14 protein-coding genes are annotated in these 17058 nt (G+C 71.7%); 8 read left to right on the forward strand and 6 right to left on the reverse strand.

The annotated features are described in order from the left end of the window. Together AB0I10_RS36485 and AB0I10_RS36490 are read right to left on the reverse strand one after the other, a co-directional pair. The coding region (locus AB0I10_RS36485; protein WP_363157041.1) for an IS481 family transposase at window positions 1–668 on the reverse strand (668 nt) is incomplete at its 3' end. A gap of 126 nt (window positions 669–794) precedes the next feature. Continuing rightward, window positions 795–2021, reverse strand: a complete 1227-nt coding sequence (locus AB0I10_RS36490) for an 8-amino-7-oxononanoate synthase (RefSeq protein ID WP_363157042.1) — start codon at window positions 2019–2021, stop codon at window positions 795–797. Window positions 2022–2200: 179 nt separating this feature from the next. Here AB0I10_RS36490 and bioB point away from each other — a divergent pair, with 179 nt between their 5' ends. The 3 genes from bioB (at window position 2201) to bioD (ending at window position 5485) form a co-directional block, all read left to right on the forward strand. Beyond that, a complete protein-coding gene (bioB, locus tag AB0I10_RS36495; protein ID WP_363157044.1) occupies window positions 2201–3358 on the forward strand; it encodes a biotin synthase BioB in 1158 nt (385 codons plus the stop codon). Beyond that, a complete protein-coding gene (locus AB0I10_RS36500) occupies window positions 3351–4655 on the forward strand; it encodes an adenosylmethionine--8-amino-7-oxononanoate transaminase (protein ID WP_363157045.1) in 1305 nt (434 codons plus the stop codon). The genes bioB and AB0I10_RS36500 overlap by 8 nt, the downstream gene beginning before the upstream one ends. A 131-nt stretch (window positions 4656–4786) precedes the next feature. Continuing rightward, complete coding sequence (bioD, locus tag AB0I10_RS36505; RefSeq protein WP_363157046.1) at window positions 4787–5485, forward strand: dethiobiotin synthase; 699 nt, start codon at window positions 4787–4789, stop codon at window positions 5483–5485. 42 nt (window positions 5486–5527) lie between these two features. Here bioD and AB0I10_RS36510 read toward each other — a convergent pair whose 3' ends face one another. The 4 genes from AB0I10_RS36510 to AB0I10_RS36525 are packed head-to-tail and all read right to left on the reverse strand — an operon-like array spanning window position 5528 to window position 10501. Then, window positions 5528–7051: an ABC transporter ATP-binding protein gene (locus AB0I10_RS36510; RefSeq protein ID WP_363157055.1), complete on the reverse strand. Its 1524-nt coding sequence runs from the start codon at window positions 7049–7051 to the stop codon at window positions 5528–5530. A gap of 5 nt (window positions 7052–7056) precedes the next feature. After that, on the reverse strand, window positions 7057–7941 hold the full coding sequence (locus tag AB0I10_RS36515; RefSeq protein WP_363157047.1) for an ABC transporter permease subunit: 885 nt from the start codon (window positions 7939–7941) through the stop codon (window positions 7057–7059). Next, window positions 7938–8972: an ABC transporter permease gene (locus AB0I10_RS36520; RefSeq protein WP_363157048.1), complete on the reverse strand. Its 1035-nt coding sequence runs from the start codon at window positions 8970–8972 to the stop codon at window positions 7938–7940. Before AB0I10_RS36520 ends, AB0I10_RS36515 begins: the two co-directional genes overlap by 4 nt. After that, a complete protein-coding gene (locus AB0I10_RS36525; protein WP_363157049.1) occupies window positions 8957–10501 on the reverse strand; it encodes an ABC transporter substrate-binding protein in 1545 nt (514 codons plus the stop codon). Before AB0I10_RS36525 ends, AB0I10_RS36520 begins: the two co-directional genes overlap by 16 nt. Window positions 10502–10891: 390 nt before the next feature. On the opposite strand from AB0I10_RS36525, the gene AB0I10_RS36530 reads away from it, so the two are divergent. The 5 genes from AB0I10_RS36530 to AB0I10_RS36550 all read left to right on the forward strand — a co-directional run bounded on the left by AB0I10_RS36530 (window position 10892) and on the right by AB0I10_RS36550 (window position 16798). Next, a complete protein-coding gene (locus AB0I10_RS36530; RefSeq protein WP_363157050.1) occupies window positions 10892–11887 on the forward strand; it encodes a TauD/TfdA family dioxygenase in 996 nt (331 codons plus the stop codon). A 46-nt stretch (window positions 11888–11933) separates the two neighbouring features. Further along, window positions 11934–12962: an ornithine cyclodeaminase family protein gene (locus AB0I10_RS36535; RefSeq protein WP_363157051.1), complete on the forward strand. Its 1029-nt coding sequence runs from the start codon at window positions 11934–11936 to the stop codon at window positions 12960–12962. Continuing rightward, entirely contained in the window at window positions 12953–14326 is a 1374-nt protein-coding gene (locus AB0I10_RS36540) for a Y4yA family PLP-dependent enzyme (RefSeq protein WP_363157052.1), read from the forward strand. The genes AB0I10_RS36535 and AB0I10_RS36540 overlap by 10 nt, the downstream gene beginning before the upstream one ends. Before the next feature lie 61 nt (window positions 14327–14387). Further along, window positions 14388–15416 (forward strand): cysteine synthase family protein, encoded by a 1029-nt coding sequence (locus AB0I10_RS36545; protein ID WP_363157053.1) that lies wholly within the window; start codon window positions 14388–14390, stop codon window positions 15414–15416. A gap of 5 nt (window positions 15417–15421) precedes the next feature. After that, window positions 15422–16798, forward strand: coding sequence for an MATE family efflux transporter (locus AB0I10_RS36550; RefSeq protein WP_363157054.1), 1377 nt, complete (start codon window positions 15422–15424; stop codon window positions 16796–16798). The last annotated feature ends 260 nt before the right edge of the window (window positions 16799–17058 follow it).

A 17058-nucleotide genomic window follows, 5' to 3' on the forward strand; every position in this document is an offset into this window, starting at 1 on the left:
TTGTCGGTCAGCACGCGTTCAACGGTGATGCCCCGGGCGGCGAACCAGGCTGTTGCGCGGGTGAGAAAGCCGGCGCAGGTGGCTGCTGTTTCGTCAGAGAGGTCTTCGGTGTAGGCCAGGCGGGAGTGGTCGTCCAGGGCGGTGTGCAGGTAGGCGTAGCCGGTCCCCGTCCGGTTGCGTCGGCCTTCGGCCCGGCCCTGGGTGCGGTGCCCGCCGCCGTCGGGGATGCGTCCGAGCTTCTTGACGTCGATGTGGACCAGTTCGCCTGGCCGGGCTCGTTCGTAGCGGCGTACGGGTTCGCCGGTGGCCCGGTCGCAGGCGGCCAGGGCGGGCAGGTGGTGACGGGTCAGGATCCGGTGCGCGGTGGACGCGGCGATGCCGCAGCGTGCGGCCAGCCGCACAGGTCCGATGCGGTGTTCGCGGCGCAGGCGCACGACCTGTGCCTCGATCGTGGGCGAAGTGCGGAGTGGCTGATGGTGCGGGCGGCTGGAGCGGTCGTGCATGCCCTCGGCGCCCTGCTGCCGGTATCGGCCGGCCCAGCGTGCGGCAGTGGTGTGGCTCACCTGGAAACGTTCCGCGGCTCGCCGCAACGGCCAGCCATCGTCCACGACGCACCGGGCCAGACGCAGTCTGCCGGTCGGGGTCAGCGGGGCATTACGGTGGGACACGAGGGCCTCCTGAGTGCCGGTGGAGATGTCGCAATCCACACCGAACCCAGAAGGCCCTCACCTGTTCAAGCACCCAGCATGCGTGTCACCAACGTGCCGGGACAGCACACCTAGGCCGCCGCCCCCTCAGAGACCCGGCGCCGTGGCCACGATCGTGCCGACCGCCGTATCGATCTGCGTATCCGTCAGATCCGCGCGGGCGGTGAGCCGCAGCCGGGAGATGCCGTCGGGCACGGACGGCGGCCGGAAGCAGCCGACGGCGAGTCCGGACGCCCGGCAGTCGGCCGCCCAGCGGACCGCCAGTTCCGGCGACGGGGCCCGTACGGAGACCACCGCGGCGTCCGGCCGCACCGCCGCCAGACCGGCCGCGGTGAGCCTGGAGTGCAGTTCCCCGGCGACCTGCCCGGCCCGGGTGGCGCGCTGCGGTTCGCCGCGCAGCAGCCGGAGCGCCGCAAGAGCGCCGCCCGCCGCAGCCGGTGCCAGGCCGGTGTCGAAGATGAACGACCGGGCGGTGTTGACCAGGTGCTCGATCACCCGGGCCGGGCCGAGCACCGCGCCGCCCTGGGAGCCGAGCGATTTGGAGAGGGTCACGGTGGCCACCACATCGCCGTCACCGGCGAGTCCGGCGGCCGACAGCGCTCCGCGTCCCCCGTCGCCCAGGACCCCCAGGCCGTGCGCGTCGTCGACGAGGAGAGCGGCGCCCTGCGCCCGGCAGACCTCTGCCAGGGCGGCGAGCGGCGCGGCGTCACCGTCGACCGAAAAGACCGAGTCGGTGACGGCGAGCGCCCTGCCGTCATGGCCGGTCAGGGCGGTGCGGACGGCTTCCGGGTCGGCGTGCGGGACGACGGCGGTGCGCGCCCGGGAGAGGCGGCAGCCGTCGATCAGGGAAGCGTGGTTGCCCGAGTCGGAGACGATGAGCGTGCTGCGGTCCGTGAGCGCGGTGACGGCGGCGAGGTTGGCGGCGTAGCCGGAGGACAGCACCAGGGCTGCCTCGAAGCCGCAGAACGCGGCGAGTTCCGTCTCCAGCCGGGCGTGCAGCTCCGTGCTACCGGTGACCAGACGGGATCCGGTCGCGCCGGCGCCCCAGCGGTACGCGGCCTCGGCCGCGCCGTGGGTGACCTCCGGGTGCCGGGCCAGCCCCAGGTAGTCGTTGCTCGCGAGGTCCAGCAGCGGGGACTCGGCGGGGCGGGGGCGCAGGGTGCGGACGAGCCCGGCGCGCCGGCGCTCGGCGCGCTCCGCGTCGATCCAGCCGAAGGCCTCACCGGACGCCTGCCGCGGGGCTGCGGTGGACGGGTCGTCGGGCGTCGCGGGCAAGGGGTCGCGGAGCAGCGACGGGGCGGAGTCCTGCGGCATCGGCGTCCTTCGTGTTGCGGCCTCGGTTGCGAGCCGTTCTCGGCCTCGATTGTGGGCTGTCGATAGACGTTAGCGGTCGTTCCCCACGCCCACGGTGTGGTGATACACACACCCCGATCCTTGCGCGTTGTGGGAATCCTCCTTGGCCGGGGGCGGGGGCGTACGTCAGGATCAACGCCATGGACCTGCTGAACACACTGGTGGACAAGGGACTGCGGCGCGAGTTGCCGACCCGTGAAGAGGCGCTGGCCGTGCTGGCGACCTCCGATGACGAACTGCTCGATGTCGTGGCCGCGGCCGGAAAGGTGCGCCGCCAGTGGTTCGGGCGGCGGGTCAAGCTCAACTATCTCGTCAACCTCAAGTCGGGACTGTGCCCCGAGGACTGCTCGTACTGTTCCCAGCGACTGGGTTCCAAGGCGGAGATCCTCAAGTACACCTGGCTGAAGCCCGATGACGCCTCCAAGGCGGCCGCCGCCGGGGTGGCCGGCGGCGCCAAGCGTGTCTGCCTGGTGGCCAGCGGCCGCGGTCCCACGGACAAGGACGTGGACCGCGTCTCGGAGACCATCTCCGCCATCAAGGAGCAGAACGAGGGCGTCGAGGTGTGTGCCTGCCTCGGGCTGCTCTCCGACGGCCAGGCCGGCCGGCTGCGCGAGGCGGGCGCCGACGCGTACAACCACAACCTCAATACGTCAGAAGCCACATACGGCGACATCTGCACCACTCACGACTTCTCGGACCGGGTGTCCACCGTCCAGCAGGCCCAGGCGGCGGGCATGTCCGCCTGCTCCGGGCTGATCGCCGGCATGGGCGAGAGCGACGCCGATCTCGTCGATGTGGTCTTCGCGCTGCGCGAGCTGGACCCCGACTCCGTCCCGGTGAACTTCCTGATCCCCTTCGAGGGCACGCCGCTCGCCAAGGAATGGAACCTCACCCCGCAGCGCGCGCTGCGCGTCCTGGCAATGGTGCGGTTCGTCTGCCCGGACATCGAGGTACGGCTGGCCGGCGGCCGCGAGGTCCATCTGCGGAGCATGCAGCCGCTCGCCCTGCACCTCGTCAACTCCATCTTCCTCGGCGACTACCTGACCAGCGAGGGCCAGGCCGGCACGGCCGACCTCGCGATGATCGCGGACGCCGGCTTCGAGGTCGAGGGCACGGACACCACCACGCTGCCCGAGCACCGCAGGCAGGGCTGCGGCGAGGCGGACGCGGAGTCCACCGCCGCCGAGGACGCCGACGCGCCCGCCACCACCGTCCCCACCCCGTCCGACGAGACCCGCCGGGACCTGGTCTCGGTGCGCCGCCGAGGCGCCGGCACCGACCTCCCCCCCAATGCCTGAGCCGCTCACCCCGCACGAGCTGCTCGCGCTCGACCGGCAGCATGTGTGGCACCCGTACGGGCCGATGCCCGGCAAGTCCGCACCGCTGCTGGTCGAGTCGGCGTCCGGCGTACGGCTCCGGCTGGCCCAACCGGTCGAGGATCAGGCCGAGTTGGTGGACGGGATGTCGTCCTGGTGGTCTGCGGTGCACGGCTACAACCACCCGGTGCTCAACGACGCCGCGCGCGGCCAGCTGGAGCGGATGAGCCATGTGATGTTCGGCGGGCTCACCCACGAGCCCGCCGTGCGCCTGGCGAAACGTCTCGTCGACATCACCCCGGAACCGCTCCAGCATGTCTTCCTCGCCGACTCCGGTTCGGTGTCGGTCGAGGTCGCCGTCAAGATGTGCCTCCAGTACTGGCGCTCGGTCGGGCGGCCCCGCAAACAGCGCCTGCTGACATGGCGGGGCGGCTACCACGGCGACACGTGGCAGCCGATGTCCGTGTGCGACCCCGAGGGCGGAATGCACGAGCTGTGGCAGGGGGTGCTGCCGCGCCAGATCTTCGCGGACGCGCCGCCGGCCGGCTTCGACGCGGAGCCCGACGAGGCGTACGCGGCACATCTGCGGGAGCTGATCGCCCGGCACGCCGATGAGCTGGCGGCGGTGATCGTGGAGCCGGTGGTGCAGGGCGCGGGCGGGATGTCGTTCCACTCCCCCGGGTATCTGCGGGTGCTGCGGGAGGCCTGCGACGCGCATGGCGTACTGCTCGTCTTCGACGAGATCGCGACCGGCTTCGGCCGTACGGGCATGCTCTTCGCCGCCGATCACGCCGGTGTCGCGCCGGATGTGATGTGCCTCGGCAAGTCCCTGACCGGCGGATATCTGACCCTGGCGGCGACGCTGTGCACCACGGCCGTGGCGGACGGGATCTCGCGCGGCGAGTTGCCGGTGCTGGCACACGGCCCCACGTTCATGGGCAATCCGCTCGCCACCGCCGTCGCGGACGCCTCGATCGGCCTGCTGCTGTCCCAGGACTGGGCACAGGAGGTCAAGCGGATCGAGGCCGGACTGCGGGACGGTCTGGCGGCGGCCCGGAGCATCGCCGGAGTGCGTGAGGTACGCGTACTCGGTGCGATCGGCGTCGTACAGCTCGACCACGCGGTGGACATGACGGCCGCGACGCGGGCGGCGGTACGGGAGGGTGTGTGGCTGCGCCCGTTCCGAGACCTGATCTACACGATGCCGCCGTACATCACGGGTGACGACGACGTGGAGCGCATCTGCGCCGCGGTGTGTGCGGCCGCGCGGGAGGGCTGAACCCCCGTGGTGGTGGGGAAGGTTGGGCCCGCCCTCACCCCCACCACCACGGCCGCCGCAAGCACCTCACGCGGACTCACCCACGCTGAACCAATCCGCAAGTCATCCACTACCGGAGTCGGAGGCACACCATGTCGGTGCTGTTCGTGACGGGCACGGGCACGGAGATCGGCAAGACCGTGACCACGGCCGCGATCGCCGCGGCGGCGCTCGGCCAGGGCCGTTCCGTGGCGGTACTCAAACCGGCACAGACCGGCGTCACCGCGCAGGAGAGGGGCGACGCGGCGGAGGTCGAGCGGCTGGCCGGCCCGGTCACCACGGCCGAACTGGCCCGCTATCCGGAACCGTTGGCGCCCGCGACGGCGGCCCGGCGGGCGGGACTGCCGCCGGTCGGCCCCCTGGAGATCGCCGAGACCGCCGCCAAGCTGGCCGCCTCCCACGACCTGGTCCTGGTCGAGGGCGCGGGCGGTCTGCTCGTACGCTTCGACGCGGACGGCAACACCCTCGCCGACGCCGCGCGGCTGGCGGACGCCCCCGTCCTGGTGGTCGCCCAGGCCGGCCTCGGCACCCTCAACGCCACCGCCCTGACCGCGCTGGCCCTGCGCTCCTACGGACTCGACACCCCCGGCGTCGTCATCGGCAGCTGGCCCGCCGAACCCGGTCTCGCGGCCCGCTGCAATCTCGCGGACCTCCCGGACGCCGCCGGCGCGCCGCTCCTCGGCGTGGTCCCGGACGGCTCCGGCGCGCTGCCGCCGAGTGCCTTCCGCGCCGCCGCTCCCGGCTGGCTGGCGCCGGAGCTCGGCGGGTCGGGGTTCGACGTCGCCGGCTGAGACGACCGGCCGCTTCACCACGACCGGCACCACCCCCGTAACTCACGCCGGCTGAGCGGCCCCCGCCACCAGAGCCGTCGTCACGGGGTGAGCCGGGGACGCGAACAGCTGCGGGGTGGGGCCCGATTCGACGGCCTGGCCCGCGGACAGGACGAGGAGGGTGTCGGTCCGGTTTGCGATGAGGTGGAGGTCGTGGCTGATGAGGATCAGGACCAGGCCGCGGCTGTCCCGCAGGTCTTCGAGCAGGTCGACGATCGCGGTGGAGGTGTGGGCGTCGAGGGCGGAGGTCACTTCGTCGCAGACCAGTACGTCGGGGTCGGCCGCCAGTGCGCGGGCGATGGAGACGCGCTGGCGCTGGCCGCCGGAGAGTTCGTGGGGGTAGCGGTCCGCGAAGTTGGCGGGGAGGCCGACGTGTTCGAGGAGTTCCAGGACGCGGGCGGGGGCCTGGTCGCGGTCGGCACGTCGATGCAGGCGCAGGGGGCGGCCGAGGGTCGCGCCGACCGTGCGGCTCGGGTTGAGGGTGCCCAGGGGGTCCTGCGGTACGAGTTGGAGGCGCCGGCGCTGTTCGCGGGTGCGGCCGTGGGCGGTGGCGGCGAGGCGTACTCCGTCGAGGGTGACGGTGCCGCTGGTGGGGCGGTGGAGTCCGACGATGGCGCGCACCAGGGTCGTCTTGCCCGAGCCGGAGGCTCCGACGATGCCGGTGCTGGAGCCCGGGGCCACGGCGAGGTCGATGTCGTGGAGGACGGGGATGCGGCGGCCGCGTTGCACGAAGGCCGCGTGGAGGCCGGAGACGGTGAGCGTGGGTTTGCCGGTGGGGAGCGGCCGGTCGGTGGTGCGTGCGGCGGGCGGCCGGGCCGGCGCGTCCTGGGACAGGTCCGCGATGTCGTCGGCCAGTCGGGACACCAGGTCCGTGTCGTGGCAGGACAGTGCGACGGCGAGCCGGTGATGGGCCGCCAGGTGGCGGAGGAGTTCGGCGATCTCGTCACGCAGCTCCGGGTCGAGTCCGGCGGTCGGCTCGTCGAGGAGCAGTACGGCGGGGCGCCGGGCCAGTGCCCTGGCCAGTGCGACCCGCCGCTGCTGACCGCCGGAGAGTTCTCCGGCGCGCCGGCCCGGGAGGCCGTTGTCGGTGGGCAGTTGGACCTCGGTGAGCAGGGCGTGCAGCGCCTGGGGACTGCGGTCCGCGGCGACCTCGGCGAGGAGGCGGCGTACCTTCATCCGGGGGTTGAGCCCGGATCCGGGGTCCTGGCCCACGTAGGCGAGGCGGTGGCGGCGCAGGGCGCGCAGCTCGGCCGCGCCCAGTGCGAGCACGTCCCGGCCGAGGACTTCGATACTGCCTGCCGTGCGCCGGGCGCCGGCCGGCAGGACACCGGCCACGGCGCGCAGCAGCGTGGTCTTGCCGCAGCCGGAGGGGCCGGTGAGCGCGGTGACGCGGCCGGGGCGGATCGACAGATTGCCGCCGTCCAGGAGCAGCCGGCCGTCCGGGGCCGCGATGGTGAGGTCCGTGACGGTCACCGCCGTTCCGGAGGCGGGGGCCCGGTCGTCGTCTTCGGGGTACCAGTCGGGCATGTGGTTCACAACGCGGTCACCGCTTTCCGGCCGGTCTGCGGGACGAGTGCCGAGACCGCCAGGTTGACGCTCATGGCGAGGAGGCCGATGGCGAGGCTGGGGGCCAGCACGGCCCAGGGGTTGAGGACGATGCCGCCCGCGTTCTCCCGGATCATCAATGCCCAGTCGGCGGCGGGCGGTTGGGGGCCGACCTGGAGGAAGCCGGCGGTGGAGACGACGTAGACGGCGGCGACGAACCGCAGCCCGAAGAGCGCGAGCAGGGTGGCGCGCAGATTGGGCAGGACCTCGCGTACGACGAGGTGCCACATCCGCTCGCCGCCGACCGCCGCCGCCTCGATGTATCCGGAGGTCGCGACGGGCGCCGCGGCACCGGCGGCGAGGCGCACCGCGTAGGGCACCCCCATGACGACGGCGGCGACGATCACCGCGAAGCGGCCGCCGCCCGGCCATGACAGGGCGATGAGGAGGATACCGAGCACGGCGGGCAGCAGCATCAGGAGGTCCGCGGAGCGTTCGACGATCCGGCCGACGGCCGGTCGCAGGGCGCCGAACGCGCCGAGCAGCGCGGCCACCACGGTGACGAGGGCGGCGACCAGCAGGGAGGTGGCGATGAGTTCGCGGCCCCCGGCGAGGAGGCGGGTGAGCACGTCCCGGCCGAGCTGGTCGCCGCCGAGCGGTGCCCCGCCGCCCGGTTCCGCGTACGGAGCGGTGACCGGGGCGTCGATGGCGTGCGGGGCGAGCCACGGTCCTGCGACGGCGGCCGCGATGAGCACGAGGGCGGGCAGGGTGCGCAGGACGAGGCCGAGGCGGGGGCGCCGGCGGACGGGCTGCTTCGGGCCGGTGGTAGCGGTCCTGGCCGTCAGGTCCGGCCTCTCGGTACCGGCGGTCATATCCGGCCTCCGGAGGCCCGGGCCCGCACCAGGTCGGCGAGCAGCAGTACCCCGGTGATGACGGCTCCGGTGACGGCGACGACGCCCGCGACGACCGGGCTGTCCCGGTCGGTGACGGCTCCGGCCAGCACCCCGCCGATGCCGGGGTAGTTGAAGATGGTCTCCACCACGACGGCGCCTCCCAGGAGCATGCCGGTCGAGGTGGCGATGCCCGCCGCGATGGTCGGCATCGCCCCGGGCAGCAGGTGGTGCGTGAAGATCCGGTGGCGTGGCAGCCCGTCGATCACCGCGGTCTCCATGTGCGGGGCCTTGGCTTCGTCGGCGAGGGCGGCGCGCACGATACGGGTGTTCCAGCCGATCTGCGGGATCGACAGCGCCACTACGGGCAGCACCAGCATCTGCCAGGAGGCGGGGGCGCCGTCGGCGCCGGTGAGGGTGACGGCGGGCAGCCAGTCGGTCCACAGCGCGAACACCAGGACGAGGGCGACCGCGACGACGAATTCGGGCAGCGCGAGGATGCCGGTGGCCGTGGCGGAGACGGCCCGGTCGGTGGTGCCGCCGGGTTTGAGCGCCGCCAGGCAGCCCAGGCCGAGCGAGACGGCGAGGGTCACCAGCAGGGCCAGTCCGCCCAGGAGCAGGGTGTTGGGGAAGGGGCGGGCGAGCAGGTCGGCGACGGCCTCGCCGTGGGCGGAGGTGCCGAGGTCTCCGGTGGGCAGGCCGGTCATCCAGTCCGTGAAGCGGATGAGGACCGGGCGGTCGAGACCGAGGAGATCGCGCCGCTGCGCGAGGTCGGCCGCGCTCTCGCCGCGTTCCGCGGTGGCGGTGGCGGCGTCGCCCGGCAGCAGTTCGACGGCGGCGAAGACGGCGGCGAGCAGCACGGCGAGCAGCAGCATCCGGCGGGCCAGCAGGGCGGCCAGGCCGCCCGCGCGCCGGGCCGCGGAGAGCACGGGCCGGACCGGCCGGGGGGTGGCAGGCCCTCCGGCCGGTCCGGTTGCCTGCTGCTGCGCCGTACCGCTCAGCGGGCCAGCCATGCCCGCTCAAGCTGCACGCGGCCGTAGCCCGGCAGGGTGGGCAGGCCGCGCACCGGGGCGGCGGCCAGGTCGATGCCGTCGGCCATGCCCCACAACAGGTAGCCGGACGCATCGTGTTCGATCTGCTGGAGTTCCTTCAGCGCCTTGGCGCGTCGGGCCGCGTCCTTGGTGCCGATGGCCTTGCGGTACACCTCGTCGAACTCGGTGTTCTTCCAGCCGGCCTCGTTCTGGGCCGCTTCGGAGACCATCGTCTTGCTGGCGAAGAAGATGACGGAGTCGTTGGTGCCCCAGTACGTGGTGTAGAGATCGGCCTTGAGCCAGGTCTTGTCCCAGAAGGTGGCGGACTCCTGCTTGACCACGTCGATCTTCACCCCGGCCTCGCGGACCTGGGTGGCGAACAGGGTCGCGGACTCGGCGAGCCCGGAGATGTCCTCGGTGGTCAGCAGCTTGTAGGTCTTGGATGTGTCGAAGCCCGCCTCCTTCAGCAGGGACTTGGCCTTGGCGAGGTCGCGGGCGCGCTGCGGGACGGATGTGGCGTAGGCGGGGTCGCCGGTGCCGAGGATGTCGTTGGCGACGGTGCCGTAGCCGGAGAGCACCTGCTTGACCATGGCCTTGCGGTCCACGGCCAGCCGCAGCGCCTCGCGCACCTTCGCGTCCGCGAAGGGACTGTCGGACGTACGCATGACGATCGGCATCGCCATGTCGTCGGGGCGGCGGACGATCTGGATGTCCTTGCGCTTCTCGGCCGTACGCGCCGCCACCGCACCGACGTTGGAGGCGACGTCGATCTGGCCGCCGAGCAGCGCGTTGGACATCGCCTGCGGGGATTCGAAGATCTTGACCTCGATGGCGTCGAGGAGGACCTCACCGCCGTGCCAGTCCTCGTTGCGCACCAGGCGGGCGTTGCCGGAGCGGAACCAGTCCAGCTTGAACGGGCCGGCGCCGGGCGCCTTCCCGACCTCCTTGTCCTTGGTGCCCTTCTTGAGCACGAAGGTCGTCAGGCGGGTGAGCAGGGGCAGTTCGGCGTTCGCGTAGTCGGAGACCACGACGACCGTGTCGGCGCCTTCGGCCTTGATGTTCGCGGCCTTGACGCCGGGCAGGCGGGTGGCGCCGGTGGGGGTGTTGCGCAGCCGGCGCAGCGACCAGGCCACGTCCTCGGCGGTGACCGGGCTGCCGTCGTGGAACTTCGCACCCTTGGCGATGGTGAAGCGCCAGGTCTTGAGATCGTCCGACGCCTGCCAGCGGGAGGCCAGCCGCGGGACGGTGTTGGTCTTGGCTCCGGGGGCGGTCAGGGTGTCGTGCACGAGGGCGATGATGAGGTAGTCGCTCTCGTTGGTCTGGGTGCCGTGCGGATCACGGGTGATGGCCGAGGCCTTGCCGAGCGCACCGACCCGGAGCGTGCCGCCCCGCTTGGGTTCGGCGCCCGCTGCACCGGGTTTGGCCGAGGTGTCACCACTCCCCGAGCAAGCGGCCAACAGCGCCGCCGCGCCTATCGCTCCGCCGGCCCACAGCACTTGACGCCTGTTCATGTCCACGTACGTCCTCGATCCACTTCGGGGCGACTGGGGGGTGCTTAGGCATGCCTACCCTAATGACAACCATTACCGCAAGAGGCCCCACACCGACGAACAGATGGCCGAACAACAACGTCCGGCGACAGATGCATGCCCAACTAGGCTTCTTCACCTTTAATTTGACGATACATCAGTTACGGGCGAAAACCGACCCAACCGACCAGTAAGGCTTGCCTTGCCTAAGCTCGGGCTCTAACGTTCAGGTCGTTCGCCGGCCGACCACAGTCGCCGCCGCCTCCAGGCGGCCGCTCAGTCCTGCCTGATACGGCTCCGTAAGCGCCCTGCCCCCACGGCTTCCAGCAGAGGCGATTTCCCCCTGCCGCACGACGGAAACGGAACCCTGCCATGAGCACGGCAGCCGCACCTGTCCGCACGCTCGACGACCACACCGTGTACGAACTCCACCAGGCCGCGGAGAAGATACTCGCCGAATTCGGCACGGCCACCGCAACTCCCCAACTTCTGGGGCGAGTTGCTCGGACGGCCGCAGAATTCGGCGACGCCCTCCGCCACCACTGCCGCCCCGTCGACACCGCCGACGGCCTGTTCGTCCTCCGGGGCCTCGATGTCGACGACGACGCCATCGGGCCGACCCCCGCAAGCTGGGCCACTGCCGGCGGATGCGGGGCCCACTTCGACGTCCAACTGCTGCTGCTCGCCGCGCTGATGGGCAACCCCCTCGCGTGGGAGGGCCAGCAGAACGGCCGGTTCGTCCACAACATCGTTCCCTCGCCAGGGCGCGAGAGCGAGCAGACCGGTGCCAGCAGCGCGGTCCTGCTCAGCCCGCACACCGAGGACGCCTTCCACCCCGACCGCGCACACCTGCTGATGCTCGGCTGTATGCGCAACCACGACGACATCGCCACCACCGCCGCCAGCATCCTCAGGACCCGCCTCGACAACGAGGACATCGATCTTCTGAAGCGCCCGGTGTTACCGATCCTCCCCGACGACGCATACGCCGAAGCACAGGGCTACGCCGAGAAAGCGCCTCCCGCGGTGCCCACCCTGTTCGCGGCCGAGGAGGGCATGACACTGCGCTTCGACCCGGCGTACACCCCGCTCGACGAAGCGGACGAGTCCTACCGGGCGGCCTACGGCCGGCTCGAAGCCGAACTCGCCCGTGTGTCCGTCGCCGTGAGCCTCCGCCCCGGCGAGGTCCTCGTCGTCGACAACGACCTGGTGGTGCATGGACGGGTGCCCTTCCGGGCCCGCTACGACGGCACCGACCGGTGGCTCAAGCGTGCCTCCGTCCGGGTACCCGGGCGCCGCAGCCGCCCTCTGGCCGAAGCCGATGAGCACGGCTACGGTCAGGCCGCCGTCGAAGCGCACACGCGCTGAGAACCCGTCCACGGAATACCCGTCCACGGATTGGAGGCACCACACGATGACCGACACCTCGATCACCGCACCCGCCGACCCCCCGATATCCGGCGACGACAAGCACCTTCGGATCCTCTCCACCACTGATCTGGCCGGGATCGACATCTCCCTGGCCGATGTGGTGGCCACCGTGGAAGGCGCCTACCGCACCCTCCATGCCGGACAGTCCGACAACCCCCGGAAGCTGACCGTCAAGCCGCCGGACGGGCACTCGGTCTCCTACGCGATGCTGGGCCGGGACGGTTCCCGTGACGTCGTCGCGATCAAGACCTCCTACAAGCACGGTCTGCACAAGGGCCGTGCGGAGCAGCACTACTACACGTCGCTCACGCTCTACGACGATGTCACCGGCCTGCCGGTGGCGATGATGGACTGCTCCCGGGTCGGGTCGCTCCGCACCCCGGCCGTCTCCGCGCTGCTGGCCCGCGAATGCGCCACCCCCGGGGCCCGCAGCGCCCTGGTCATCGGCACCGGAACCCAGGGCCGCCTCGCGCTGCCGTTCCTGCTGACCACCCTGCCGGACCTGGACCGGCTGATGCTGTCCGGCACCCACCCCGAGGGCATCACAGCGGTCCGCGACCGGCTGCACACCCACTTCCCGGACCGGGACGTGGAGATCGTCACCGATCTGCGGGCCGCCGCCGCGGACGCCGACGTCATCGTCGCCACCGCCGGGTCCCATACGCCCGCCGCGGTCGAAGCGGACTGGCTCAAGCCCGGCGCGCTCTCCGTCCTGGTCGGCCATGGACTCGCCCCCTCGACGCTGCACCGGGCCGACCGGCTCATCGCCACGAGCGAGGCGCAGATGAACGTCACCGGCACCGACATGGCGGACGCCGAAGGCCGGCTCCCCGCGGTGGACGCCGAGTTCCCGCCCGTGCTCGCCGGGGCCGCCGTCGGCCGCCGCTCGGACAAGGAGCAGATCTTCGCGTACAACAGCGGCCTGGTCGTCACCGACATCGCCCTCGGCCACCGCTTCGCGCAACTCGCGCTGGCTCAGGGCCTGGGCACCGAGGTGACGCTGTGGCAGTGAGCAGCGCATCCGCCTGGCCGACGCTGCCCGCCCTGCCCGACCCCGCCACCAGCGCGGTTATGGGCAGCGGACTGCTTGAGGAGCTCTCCTACGCTCTCGGCGGCCCCTTTCACTTCCTGTTGCCCGACGCGTTCGACAGCAACCTCCAGGCCCTGCGGTCCGCTCTGGAGGAGGCGGGCGTGGACGGGGCCGTGTACTTCGCGAAGAAGGCCAACAAGGCCGCCCTGTGGGTCGAACGCTGCGCCGCGAACGGTGCGGGTGTCGATGTCGCCTCCGTCGGCGAGCTGCGCGAGGCTCTCGGACACGGGGTGCGCGGGGAGCACATCGTCGTCACCGGCCCGGCGAAGGACAGTGCCCTGCTGCGTCTGGCGGTGCGGCAGGGCACCCTGATCGCCGTGGACGCCCTCGACGAACTCGACGCGCTCGTCACCACGGCGCTGACGGGCTCGGCCCGCCCGGCCCGGCTCGTACTGCGCTGCCTGCCGCCGGACCAGCCGCACAGCCGCTTCGGCATGGACGACGCGGAACTGGCCACCGCCATGGACCGCTGTGTGCAGGCGGGCGACGCCGTACACATGGAGGGCTTCAGCTTCCATCTGTCCGGATACGCCGTTCAGCCACGCGCCGACCTGGCCGGACAGCTGGTCGACCGGTGTCTCAAGGCCCGCGTCCTGGGGCTGGAGGCGGTCCGTATCAGCATCGGCGGCGGCCTGGCGGTCAGCTACACGGACGCCGACAGCTGGCACACCTTCCTCGCCGGGCAGCACAGCGGCCACTACCACGCGGGCAAGACGTTCACGGCCGGTGACTTCTACCCCTACCACTCCCCGGCCGCCGGAGCCGGAGCGCTGCGGGCGCTGCTCGCCGCCCGTCCCGAGGGGCATCGCCGGAGTCTGGCCGAGCTGCTCAAGGACTCCGGGATCGCGCTGCTGATGGAGCCCGGTCGTGCCCTGCTGGACAGGGCGGGTGCGACCGTGTTCCGGATCCAGGGCGTCAAGGACCGCGCGGGCTATCAGCTCCTGACCGTCGACGGCACCAGCCTGAGCCTGTCCGAGCAGTGGTTCAACAGCGAGTTCCTGCCCGACCCGTACCTGCTCTCCCGTGGCACGGACGCCCCCGCCGGTATCCATCCGGCCAGCGTCGGAGCGGCCACCTGTCTGGAGTCGGACATGCTCACCTGGCGGAAGATTCCCTTTCCCCGCCGGCCCCGCACCGGTGATCTCCTGGTCTACCCCAACACGGCCGGCTACCAGATGGACTCCAACGAGTCTCCCTTCCACGACCTGGCCCTGCCGCCCAAGGTCGTCATCGACCGCACCGAACGCCCGCGCCCGCGCTGGCGGCTGGACCGGCACCGCACCTGACCCCGGTCGTTGCCCGTACGCCCCTTCCCAGGAGGATTCGATCCCTGCACAGGAGGATTCGATGCCCGGAGCACTTCAGCGCCCCGCCGTGGTCTCCCGAATATCCGACCTCATCGGCTGCACCCCGCTGCTGGAACTCGCCGCCTCCGAAACCGGCAGCCGTCTGCTGCTGAAGCTGGAGATGTTCAACCCCACCGGCACGGCGAAGATCCGGATGGCCCGCCAGATGATTCTCGACGCCGAGGAACGCGGCGAACTGCGGCCCGGCGGCCGCATCATCGAGTCGACCTCCGGCAACACCGGACTCGGGCTCGCCGTCATCGCCGCCGAGCGCGGCTACACCTTCACCGCCGTCGTCGACAACCACGCCTGTGCGGACAAGCTGCGCGGCATGAAGGCCCTGGGCACCGAACTCGTCCACGTCATCGATGACGGCACCGACGAACTCGCCACCGCCGCCCGCGAAGAACTCGCCGAAGACATGGCCCGCGGTCAGCACAACACCATCTTCACCGAGCAGCACAACAACCCCAGCAACGGCGTCGGCTACTTCCCCGTCGCCCACGAGCTGCATGCGGCCCTCGACGGCCGGCTCGACGTCCTCATCGGCGCGGTCGGCACCGGCGGGGCCCTCTGCGGCACCACCCGCGAACTGCGCACGCTCATCCCGTCGTTCACCACCATCGGTGTCGAGCCCAAGGGGTCGATCGCGTTCGGCGGCCCCGCCCACGACTACTACCAGTCCGGTACCGGCACCCCCGAAGGGGCGGAGATCGGCGCCCTCGTCGACTTCGACCTCATCGACGAAGGCGTCAAGGTCGGCGACATCGAGGCCTTCGCAACCTGCCGCGCCGTCGCCCGCACCGGTCTGCTCATCGGCGGCTCCGCCGGCGGGGTCGTCCACGAGGCGCTGACCCGGCTGCCGTCGCTGCCCCCCGGCACCACGATGGTCGCGCTCGTCAACGACGGCGGCGAGAAGTACCTTGACACCGTCTTCAACGACGAGTGGATGCAGGCCCGGGGCCTCCTCGACCCCCCAGCGGAACGGGAGATCGAAGAGCTCCTCACCAAGCTCCGGAGGAACCGATAACCGCCATGCCGACCACTCTCCTCCGCGACAGCCGCGCCCTGGCCACACTCGCCGTCCCGCTCATCCTCACCCAGCTCGCCCAAGTCGCGCTCACCACCACCGACACCGTGATGATGGGCCTGCTCGGCACCCGGGAACTCGCGGCCGGCGGCCTGGCCATCGTCATCTTCAACCAGCTGCGCACCATGGGCGTCGGCCTGGTCACCTCCGTCGGCAACCAGATTGCCGCGGCCGCCGCCCGCGCCGAGCGGGCGGGCAAGGAAGGGGATCGCGAGGAGGTCCGGGCGATCGTCCGCGCGAGCCTGGCCGTGGCCACGCTCGCCGGCATCGCGGGGGCCGTTCTCATGCTCCTCATCGGCCGGGCCCTGACCTGGCTCGGCCAGGACGCCGCCGTCGTCGAAGGCACCCGGTCGATGCTGCTCGCCCTGGCCCCCGGGCTGCTGCCCTGCCTCTGGTTCCAGGCCATCCGCCAGTTCACCGTCGGCATGCGACGTCCGCAAGCCCTCCTGCAGATCACCCTTGCCTCGATCGCCGTCAACGCAGCGCTCAACTGGGCGCTCATCCACGGCACTTGGGTCCTGCCCCGGATGGGCCTGACCGGCATCGGTGTCGCCACGTCCACCGTCTACCTGCTGTCCTTCCTCGCCCTGTACGTCTCGGCGAAGAAGGACAGCCAACTGGCGCCCCTGCTCACGCTCAACGCCGTCAAGGCCGACGCGGCCACCGTCAAGCGGCTCATCGGCCTCGGCGTGCCGATCGCGGCGACATACGGCTCGGAAGCCGGGTTCTTCTCCCTCACCGCGCTGATGGCCGGGTCCTTCGGACCCGCCGCCCTGGCCGCGCACACCGCCGTCAACCAGCTCGTCTACATCGTCTTCCAGGTCGCCGTCGGCCTCTCCCACGCCGCATCGATCAACGTCAGCCGCGAACTCGCCCTGGGCCGTACGGACGACGCACGCCGCCTCAAGAACACCGCGCTCGCCTGTGCGGGCGCCGTCATGACGGTCGTCGGCATCGTCTACCTGGCCCTGCCCCGGCTCGTCCTGGCCCCGTTCCTCGACTCCGGCTCCGCCCAGGCCCTCACCATCGCCACCCAGCTGCTCATGGTCACCGCCTTCCTCCAGTTCTTCGACTGCGCACAGAACATCGGCGTCGGACTGCTGCGCGGACTCGACGACACCAAGAGCGGCTTCCGCATCACCCTCATCGGCTACTGGGCCGTCGGCCTCCCCGCCGCCTGGCTCCTCGCCTCCCCACTCGGCCTCGACACCCTCGGCATCTGGCTCGGCCTGCTCACCGGCCTGGCCACCACCGCCGTGCTCCTCCTGCGCCGGTACAACCGGCAATTGGCAGGCCGCATGAGCGAGCCCGTCCCGGCCTGATCGTCAGGCCGGGGCAGGCCGCACGGTGTTCTAGGGCCTGTCCGATGGGTCAGGGTCGGAAAGGCCGCGGCGTCTGGTGCGGTGGCTCGCAAGGCGCCGGAGCGGCCTGATAGCGGAGCTATCAGGGCGTTTCGGCAACGCCGCGAGGTGCCGTGCCAGACGCCGCGGGCCCGGCCATGACCCATCGGACAGGCCCTAGGTGTATTGACCTGGAGCGTTGTTCACACGGCTGATGGGTGGCTTGCCGTCCAGTGCGGTGT

Origin of the sequence: Streptomyces sp. NPDC050636, assembly GCF_040654775.1 — a bacterium.
In the GTDB taxonomy this organism is placed as follows: Bacteria; Actinomycetota; Actinomycetes; order Streptomycetales; family Streptomycetaceae; genus Streptomyces.